9 protein-coding genes and 1 pseudogene are annotated in these 9551 nt (G+C 48.7%); 7 read left to right on the top strand and 3 right to left on the bottom strand.

The window, feature by feature from the left end:
• Positions 1-664: 664 nt before the first annotated feature.
• The 3 genes and pseudogenes from ACFQZT_RS28170 to ACFQZT_RS28160 all read right to left on the bottom strand — a co-directional run.
• Positions 665-1102, bottom strand: a pseudogene (locus ACFQZT_RS28170) (formate/nitrite transporter family protein); the annotation flags it as partial.
• A gap of 32 nt (positions 1103-1134) precedes the next feature.
• Complete coding sequence (locus tag ACFQZT_RS28165; protein ID WP_379305513.1) at positions 1135-1563, bottom strand: universal stress protein; 429 nt, start codon at positions 1561-1563, stop codon at positions 1135-1137.
• Positions 1564-1655: 92 nt separating this feature from the next.
• Positions 1656-1838 (bottom strand): hypothetical protein, encoded by a 183-nt coding sequence (locus tag ACFQZT_RS28160; RefSeq protein WP_379305511.1) that lies wholly within the window; start codon positions 1836-1838, stop codon positions 1656-1658.
• A gap of 403 nt (positions 1839-2241) precedes the next feature.
• On the opposite strand from ACFQZT_RS28160, the gene ACFQZT_RS28155 reads away from it, so the two are divergent.
• The 7 genes from ACFQZT_RS28155 (at position 2242) to ACFQZT_RS28125 (ending at position 9454) form a co-directional block, all read left to right on the top strand.
• Entirely contained in the window at positions 2242-2550 is a 309-nt protein-coding gene (locus ACFQZT_RS28155) for a PadR family transcriptional regulator (RefSeq protein ID WP_379305515.1), read from the top strand.
• Positions 2547-2894, top strand: a complete 348-nt coding sequence (locus tag ACFQZT_RS28150) for a DUF1048 domain-containing protein (protein WP_379305509.1) — start codon at positions 2547-2549, stop codon at positions 2892-2894. Before ACFQZT_RS28155 ends, ACFQZT_RS28150 begins: the two co-directional genes overlap by 4 nt.
• A 12-nt stretch (positions 2895-2906) precedes the next feature.
• A complete protein-coding gene (locus ACFQZT_RS28145) occupies positions 2907-3257 on the top strand; it encodes a DUF1048 domain-containing protein (protein WP_379305507.1) in 351 nt (116 codons plus the stop codon).
• 15 nt (positions 3258-3272) lie between these two features.
• Positions 3273-4031 carry an ABC transporter ATP-binding protein gene (locus tag ACFQZT_RS28140; RefSeq protein ID WP_379305505.1) on the top strand — a complete coding sequence of 253 codons (759 nt, stop codon included), beginning with the start codon at positions 3273-3275 and terminating at the stop codon, positions 4029-4031.
• The gene (locus tag ACFQZT_RS28135; protein ID WP_379305503.1) at positions 4032-4802 is read left to right on the top strand and encodes an ABC transporter permease; all 771 of its coding nucleotides are present in this window, start codon (positions 4032-4034) and stop codon (positions 4800-4802) included.
• Between the two features lie 362 nt (positions 4803-5164).
• Positions 5165-5740, top strand: a complete 576-nt coding sequence (locus ACFQZT_RS28130) for a type VI secretion system tube protein Hcp (RefSeq protein WP_379305501.1) — start codon at positions 5165-5167, stop codon at positions 5738-5740.
• 12 nt (positions 5741-5752) lie between these two features.
• Complete coding sequence (locus ACFQZT_RS28125; RefSeq protein WP_379305499.1) at positions 5753-9454, top strand: S-layer homology domain-containing protein; 3702 nt, start codon at positions 5753-5755, stop codon at positions 9452-9454.
• Positions 9455-9551: the final 97 nt, after the last annotated feature.

Raw genomic sequence — 9551 nt, 5'->3', positions numbered from 1 at the left:
TATCTTACGGCTTCAAAAAAATGAGGTCGACCAGAAATATCTGGTGACCTCATAATACGAAACGGGCACGATAGCTTAGGAGTTGAACCTCACTATATTCTGTTCCAAAATAGAAATCCTCCCCAAACAGGACCATTTTGGACCAGAGAATGAGGGGGGACCGGACAAAGTGGCGGAGGTTCTCAAAAGCTTTTTTCTCGATTCTTAAGGAACTGAATCATCCCATGATTATCAAATAAAAATCCAAGATACGATAGTCTAAGACAACCAGGCTGCAGACATGATTGCAGCCTGCTCCGCTAAAGGGACATGATAGCGCGGCGATGGAACCGATCCATCGCTTATTTTGGTTATTTCGTAATTCGCTCAACAAACTGGCAGTATAGTTGAACGGAATAAGTAAGGTAAAGTTATCGAAACAAGATCGAATCTGTATGAATTATCGAACAGAATGATACTCTTTTCTTTAAAAAGCACTAATCTGTATGAATTTTCACACAGAACTATGGAATTTACTGCTTAAAAGGTATTTATATATGATTTTTCGAACATATCCTTCGTTCAAACCATGATTGCACTAACGGATACGTTAGTTCAAAAAAACAGCTGTAGTCTGAGACTTTCTCGTCCATGACCTGCCGATGTTTCGATTGTCGGGCCCAATCTAATACTTTAGGGATAAGCTCGTCCGGTATACACCGGCTACGAAGACAGTCCCGCCAATCGCATTGCCGATAAAGACCGGAACGAAGTTGCGCCCATACGCCCCCACGTCGCTTGGCCGGCAAATATGGCCGCCGGGATGACGAACATATTGGCCAAAACATGTTGAAAACCGATGGCGACGAATGCCATGGTTGGAAACCAGATGCCCCCATACTTTCCCGGTTCCGTCCTCCGCGCCTTACGATAACCATACGGCCAACGCGACCCGCCAGTTGCAGATGTCCGAACACATAGGCGACAAATATCGCGCCGGCAAAATTGCATGCGGTAATGACGGACCAGTTCCCCGCCACGTGCGTCACTGGAGTTTGCCGGCCAGAACGGTCGCCGACACGGCCATTATGTTGCCTGTCAGCAGCTCGCCGCCGGCGAGCAGGCCCGGTTTGAGAAATCCCATAGAAGCAGCCGCTATTTCTCGATCAACACAGGAATATGCGCATGTTGGACTACATAGTGGCTGACGCTGCCCAGCAGCAGCTCCTTCATTCCCGACATCCCCCTGCTGCCCATCACGATCAGGTCGCAATCCTGCTCTTCCGCAAACTTCACAATTTCGGTTTGAGGCGTGCCATGAGCAAGTGTAACGGAATGAGGATTCGCGAGGTGGCTCAGACTTCGTTTTACTTTTTGGACAACTTCTTCCCAATATTTCGCTTCTGACTCATAAAGACTTTCGTTAATGGAAGCATACACGCGTCCGCCGTTAAAGCCTGGGCTGACGACAAGCACATTTACCGTGATGAGCGGGTTTGTTTTGACAATAAGCGCAGCTCTGCCGAGTGCCTTTTCCGCTAATTCCGAACCGTCATACGCTACCAATAATTTAGAGCAAAACATAACATGCACCTTCTTTCGATTGGATATATCCAGTTTAGCTCCAAACGAAACAAACCGATGTGATGTCCGTCACTGACGGGGGACAATTAATGTCACGGTTGTGCCGCTTCGAAGACGTCGGCATACTTGGCGATATTGGTCAATGCCTCTTGGATAACGTGATAAATCGTTGTCTCGACGAAGGCGTCGAGCCTTTTGCGCAGCGTCGCTTCCAATTGAACGCGTATGCCGTAATGCTCCGCGTAATTGGCAATGTGGGTGCGAATCACCGGCACGACGCGCAGATCGTCCAGTACGGAAGGGCAGAGCTGCCAGGCCGGATCGCGAACCTCCTTGATGAATCGGATACGCCTTTACGTACATGCACCTGCACGGGATTCGCTTCATCGCCAATCAAGCGATCCATTTGGATCAGCAGGGAAAACAGGCTTTACCCGATGCCGTCATGCAATTCCCGGTGTACAGAGAAAATAAAGTATAAACTAGGTAAATAAAGTATTAGACTCACGCGGCGGCGTTGAACGAACGGGCAGGATAGTTGAAAATTTTAAATCCGTATCAGAGATATCGCTATTGACAAATAATCTACTACGTGATACTTTATAGCTGTAGTAAGTAACACTGCATACCAGTCATACAGAATAGTGAAGGGTGATTGTGCTGGAAAACATAACGGAAATGCTCAAAGGCGTGCTTGAGGGCTGTGTTCTTGAAATTATAAGCCGCGAAGAAACCTACGGATACGAAATCACGCGGCGGCTGAACGCCCTCGGCTTCTCAGATGTTGTGGAGGGAACGGTGTACACCATCCTGATCCGGCTTGAAAAAAACAAGTTGGTGGAGATCACCAAGAAGCCCTCCGACATGGGACCGCCGCGAAAATTTTTCGCGATCAACGATGCGGGGCGCGAGGAGCTGCGGAGGTTCTGGGAAAAATGGGAATTCGTATCATCAAAAATTAACGAGTTAAAGGAGAAGGAATTATGAATTTTTGGGAAAAAATCACCGGCAACGACATGACTAAAGAATTTAAGACTTTTGAATCGCGAGTCAAAAAGCTGCCGGCTGATTATCAAGCGGCATGGGAAAAAATTAATGTCAATCTTTGGCCGCACTCCAATTTCACCGGTCGCAACCTCATGCCAATTTTTGACGGTGTGCTTGGCCTGCTGGAAGAATCGGCGGCGGACGGTCAGAGTGTCCAAGAGGTTTTGGGTGACGATATCAAGGGCTTCTGTTCAGCGCTGGCCGGCGAAGAAGGGGCGAAGTCTCTTCGCGACAAGTGGCGCGAGCAACTCAACAATAATATCGCGAAAAAATTAGGTAAATAGGAGGAGGATAAAATGAAAATACGAGATATCATCGAAGGCAAAAAAGAGTGGCGAGCGCACGTGGCGCGTGTCAAAGCGCTCCCGCAAGATTATCAGATTGTTTATAAAGAGATTCAAAAATATCTCTTTAAGGTCGGCCCTCTTGAGCTAACTGAGGGGACGGGTTTACTCTCGGGGATTATCGATCTTTTTGAAGAGGGAGTGGCCTTGAGGAAAGGCGTGCTCGAAGTGACGGGCAGTGACGTAGCGGCTTTCTGCGACGATCTAATCAAAGATTCAAAAACTTACGCTGACATCTATCAAGAATCTGTTGGCCAAGAAGGTAACAAGGCCATGAAAAAGGTTACGGATAAGGAAAAGTAAAAGGGGGATGTCGGGATGGAAAAAGCAATTGAAGTGAAAGGTCTGCGAAAGTCTTTCAAGGACACAGAAGTCCTAAAGGGTGTCGATTTTGAAGTGAAGCGAGGTGAGATTTTCGCCCTGCTTGGCTCCAACGGCGCGGGCAAGACGACGATTGTCAGAATCCTCACCACGCTGCTCAAACAGGACGGAGGTACCGCCACCGTAAACGGATTTGACGTTGGTTCAAAACCCGAGAATGTGCGGCATGCGATCAGTCTGACCGGGCAATTTGCCGCCGTAGACGAGATATTGACCGGTCGGGAAAATCTGATCATGATTGCCAAGCTGCGGCATCTGGATCATCCGCGTCAAGTTGCGGACGATTTACTGAAACGTTTCGGCTTAACTGACGCGGCCGACCGTAAGCCATCTACTTATTCGGGAGGTATGCGCCGCAGGCTCGACATCGCCTTGAGCCTTGTGGGAAAACCGCAGATCATTTTCCTCGACGAGCCAACCACCGGGCTTGACCCCGAGGCACGTATCGAGGTTTGGAAGATTGTAAAGGAGCTTGCCGACGGCGGCACTACGGTATTCCTGACCACGCAGTATTTAGAGGAAGCCGAGCAGCTTGCCGACCGAATTGCCATTCTGCATAAGGGCAGGATTATCGCCAGCGGCACGCTCGCGGAACTGAAAAAGCTGTTTCCATCCGCAAAGGTGGAGTATGTTGAAAAACAGCCGACATTGGAGGAAATATTCCTCGCAATCATCGGTAAAAAGGAGGCCATGTAAATGGAGGCGGCAAAAAAACATTTTTTCAGCGACATGAGCGTTATGCTTGGACGTTCCATGCGCCATATTTTCCGCAGTATGGACACGATCTTCACGGTCTGTATCACTCCGATTGCAATGATGCTGCTGTTCGTCTATGTGTTTGGCGGCGCAATCAAAACCGGTACGGATAACTATGTGAACTACCTGTTGCCTGGCATACTGCTTATGGCTATTGCCAGCGGGGTGGCTTACGTGGCTTACCGCCTGTTTTTGGATAAGCAACGGGGCATTATCGAGCGATTCCACTCCATGCCGATTGCGCGTTCCTCTGTGCTGTGGGGGCACGTGCTGACCTCTGTGGTATCCAACGTCATTTCTATTGTCGTCATCATTCTCGTAGCGCTCATTATGGGCTTTCGCTCGTCGGCAGGGGTATTGTCTTGGCTTGCCGTAGCAGGTATACTCGTGCTGTTTACGCTGGCTTTGACTTGGATCGCGGCCATTGCCGGTCTGTCCGCAAAAACAGTGGAAGGTGCAAGCGCCTTTTCCTATCCATTGATCTTCCTGCCATTTATCAGTTCTGCCTTTGTGCCGACCGAGACGATGCCGTCAGTCGTACGCGCCTTTGCCGAAAACCAGCCGGTGACGTCTATCGTAGAGACCATCCGTGCACTATTGTCAAGCCAACCGGTAGGCAATGATATCTGGGTCGCTTTAGCGTGGTGCTTAGGGATAATGATCGTCGCATATCTGTTTGCGGTGCGCGCATACAAACGGAATGCAGCTTAATGTTTGTATGCATGATAATGATAGTGGTCAAGTAAGGGGCATTAAAGATAACCAGGGAGCAGGCTGCCACGAGTGGCCTGTTCTCTTTTTTACCACATAGGAAAGTTTAACTTCGTTAAAGCACTAAAGTGCTTAACAAACTTTCCTATTGGCGATAAAAACTTCCGCTAAACGCGGTCGCTCATCTTCGAAAGGACGTCGATAGACGTTTTTCTCATTGAAGTAGGCGTCAAATCGTGGATGCCTATATATCTCATATTTTTTAAACCAATTTTAAACTTAGAAGTTTATATTATAACAGCATTACTATGTAGAAATAACTCATAAAATGTCTTGTATCTACGAATCTAGGAGAGTGTGAAATGATGAAAAAAAGGAAATTTTTATTCATTGCAGTTGCTTTATTGATCATTTGCATGGGAACTACGATGCCAGGAGTATCCGCGGCGCCTGTGGAAAGGAGTTCCCATGTTTTGCTGCAAATTCCGGATATCCAAGGAGAATCTACAGTGGAGGGCTATACCAAATGGATTGAACTGTCGGAAGTGGGGTTCTCCAGTTCAATTGTCGTGAATACTTCGGGTACAGGTAGAGGGATGGGTTTACCTAAAGAAGACGATATTTCGGTCACCAGACAGGTGGACACTTCCAGCCCTGCGATCTTTAGAAAACATTTGCTTACCACAACCGCTGGGAGCGGGAACAACCCTTATCGTGATTGGGCCATCGTATTTCTAGATGATAATGGGAGTCCTTATCTGAAATATACCTTGAAGGAGCCTGTAATCAATAGTTACAAGATAAGCAATAAGGCGCGTTTCGCTCCCGAGGAGACCTTTTCCGTTAATTATACAGGGATCACCGTTACAACATGGGACAGCCGCGGTGTTCAGCAACCCGTCGTCAGTTATGATATTACTACCCAAAGGATCAATTAAGCAGGTATTGCTATGATTAAAATGAAGAATATCGCCATTCTCTTTCTATTTACCTTGATTATTTTGCCCTTAGGCACAGCCAATGCATCTGCAAGCAATTGGGGAGTGCTAGGGAGCCGACCGGGCGATTTCTATAACCCCCTTGGACTGGATGTCGATGTTCAGGAAAACGTCTATGTGGCGGATACGCAAAATCACCGCATTCAAATATTTGATGCGAATGGAAACTTCCAGAGCACCTGGGGGATAGAAGGTACCGGTGAAGGGGAGCTTTCTTCGCCGGCCGATCTTGCGGTTAGCGTAAGCGGGTATGTCTATGTGGCAGACTCTGGTAACGGTCGCATTCAGGTGTTTCATTCCGACGGCACATTTGTAGCCAGTTTAGGACGGAAGGGCTCGGGCGAGGGAGAGTTTTTACATCCGGCTTCCATTGATGTGAATGATTCGACGGGGAAGATTTATGTTGCGGATTCCGGGAATGATCGCATTCAAATTTTGGGCGCCGATGGTTTTGAGAAGAGTTGGGGGAGCCATGGCTCCGGGCCAGGAGAGCTGCTGAATCCGAGCGGTATAGCTTTAGGCCCGGACGGATCGGTGTATGTGGCGGATACCGGCAATCATCGTGTACAGCAATTTACAGCTGACGGTGTATTCGTCCGAAGTTGGGGACGTCTGGGGAATGGGGCGGCGGAGTTCTCATCACCTATCGGCATTGCGGTGGATCCCTACGGTCAAGTTTATGTTGCTGACACGGGCAATCATCGCGTAAAGCAGTTCAGCGCAACTGGAGATTTCCTTAAAGCATGGGGAGGACTCGGGTCTGGCGAGGAACAGTTCGATGCTCCCGCAGGCCTGGCAGCAGCATCGGATGGGCTTGCCTATGTGGCGGATACGAACCTACAGCGGATTCAAAAACTGCGCATCGATTATCCTCCTGAAGCTACCGGGGTTAAGGTAAGCGGTTCGGCGACAGTCGGACAAGCCGTGTATGGGGAATATCATTTCAACGATCAGGACGGGGATTTGGAAAGCCACTCCGCTTATCGTTGGTATCGGTCAACGAATGCTGCAGGCAGTGACGCCGTAGCCATTGCTGGAGCTGAGGGGACAACGTACACTTTGCAGCCGGAAGACGAAGGGCTGTATATTGCATTTGAGGTAACGCCGATGTCTGATAGTGGGGCCAAGCAGGGAAAGGCGGCAAAAAGCTCTTTCATTGGCCCGGTAACACAAGTCGCTAATCGATCGCCGATTCGACGCTATGAGCTTGCGGATCAGACAATCATAGCGAATGGTCCAACGTATTCCCAAGACGTGCATGATTGGTTTACCGACCCAGACAGCGATACGTTATCTTGGTCGGTTCAGATCGATCATCCTGAAGTGGCTGATGTTGTTTTGGACGGAACGACATTGTCGCTAAAGCCGAAGGCCGGGGGAAGCGCGATCGTGACAGTAACGGTTTCAGACGGAAAAGGCGGCACAGCGGATGACAGCTTTATCGTTACAGTTGTTCCGGCGTCGTCAAACAATAACCCCCCGGGAGATCTTCGTTTGTCGTCAACAGAAGTGGTGGAAGGGGCCGATATCGGCACAATTGTGGGATGGCTGCAGGCGTTCGATCCCGAAGGGGACGCATTGTCGTACTTGCTGACAGCGGGCAGTGGCGATGACGACAACGGAAGCTTCCGCATAGTGGGAAATATGCTTGTAACAGCGGAGGCCGTCACGAAGAAAAGTTATTCGATTCGGGTCGGCGTTAGCGACGGCAGGGCAACAGTGGAGCAAGCGTTCACTATCACCGTAACAAATGTGGATCGCTCGGCTCCAGTCATCAAGCTTCTAGGAGGAGCCATAGTTACGTTGCAGGTTGGGGATACATTTACGGAGCCTGGTGTAACTGTGACTGATGACTCCAATGTGGATCTGATATCTAAAGTCGTTGTCGGCGGCGATCAAGTCGATACAAGTAAAGCAGGTACTTACGTGGTAACTTACAACGTAAGAGACGCAGCCGGAAACGCAGCAATGGAAGTCACAAGAACGGTCACTGTAGAGGATGCAGGTACGCTTGCAGGACCGCAGGTTATTGTTGCTGTTGGTGGGGACCGTCAGGTGACTCTGAACTGGGAAACGGTAACGGGGGCGACTTATTACAAAATCTATATGGCAAACACTCCAGATCAATTTGGCCAAGGTGCTGTTGGAACTGTAACGGACAATACATATACCGTCCACAACCTGACTAACGGAACGACCTACTACTTCGCCGTAAAAGCAGGCTATCCGGTAGGCCTTAGTAGGGCATCGAATGCGGTGAGCGCAACTCCCGCAACAGTTCCAGCGCCGCCGGCAAATGTGACGGCATTGCAAAGTTTAATGCTCACAAATGGGATTTTGTTACCGTCTTTCCAATCCTCTACTACGGATTACAAGGTAACAGTAGCTAACAGTGTTTATGCAACTACTATCACTGCTTCGGTGTATGACCCCAATTCGAAGATCACAATCAACGGGCAGGCTGCAGTTAGCGGTGTAGGGAATCCGATGAACTTGAAAGTAGGGGACAATCAAATTGTTTTGAAGGTGACGGCCCCAGATGGAGTCACTCAAGGGACATATACCGTCCATGTCAAACGTCTGCCAAGTTCAAACAGCATCTTGACCGATCTAAATGTATCTGCGGGTAGCCTTATCCCGAGTTTCTCGAGCGGCACCTTAAATTACATATTAACCGTTCCGAACGGGGTGAGCACCACAACGGTAACGTCCTTTGTTTATGATCCAGCAGCAACCATATTGATTAATGGGATCCTGGTTGAGAGCGGGAAGGCTTCGGCACCGATCGAGCTTCAAGTAGGCACAAACACGGTTACCGTTACGGCCGTTGCCCAAGACGGCATTACGGAAACGATCTATACGATTACAGTAACTCGATTGGCCTATCGCCAAGAAACGGATTCTTCTGGTTCAACGGATTCCACTGGGCCATTGCCCTCGCAGACGACTGGTGAACCCGATCAGAACGGTACAGCACCAGTTCAAAATACATCAACAAAGTCGGTGATCTTTGATCCCAGTGATCCCGCATCCGTTGCTAAAATGAAAAAAACGCTTTTAGAGATGATCCAAGTAGGCCAATCCCGTCCCGTTGCAGAATTTAAGGACGTCAAAAATCATTGGGCGGACAAAAATATTAAGTTATTTACTAAGTTAGGAGTTGTTAACGGGTATAGCGATGGGAACTTCAAACCTGATGGGCTGATTACCCGCGTTGAGTTCTCAACCATGATTGCAAAAATCTTTGCTCTAAAGAAGAGTGCGGAGACCCCTGTACAATTTACTGATATTACAAACAATTGGGCAAAGGACTCGATTGAAAGTTTAGCTTCGCATCACATTATCAACGGCTATGAGGATGGATCATTTAAACCGGATCGATATATTACCCGTGCAGAAATGGTTACCATCATGACCCGCATCATCAATATGAATGCAGTTCGGGGTACGGGCAGCACAAACTTTGTGGATATCAATAACTCCTGGGCCAAAGAACAGATTCAAACTGCAGCTCGAGCGGGGATAGTTATTGGGGGAGATCATCAAGATTTTGCACCGGATAAAAACACGACTCGGGCCGAAGCAATTACAGTCATTCTCCGATCCATGGAGACGAATTCAGAAATAGCGACTTTACTCCGAGCCATACAGTAAAGCAGGAAACACTCCAAACTTCCCAAGTTTGGAGTGTTTTTGCGTGTGCGCCCAGCATGGGCGCTATCTATAGGGTTCAAGTCCCGAATGGCGAAGG

The sequence above is a fragment of the Paenibacillus sp. GCM10027628 genome (genome assembly GCF_042676385.1).
Lineage (GTDB): Bacteria > Bacillota > Bacilli > Paenibacillales > NBRC-103111 > Paenibacillus_E.
This window is presented reverse-complemented; position numbering and strand designations above follow the sequence as displayed.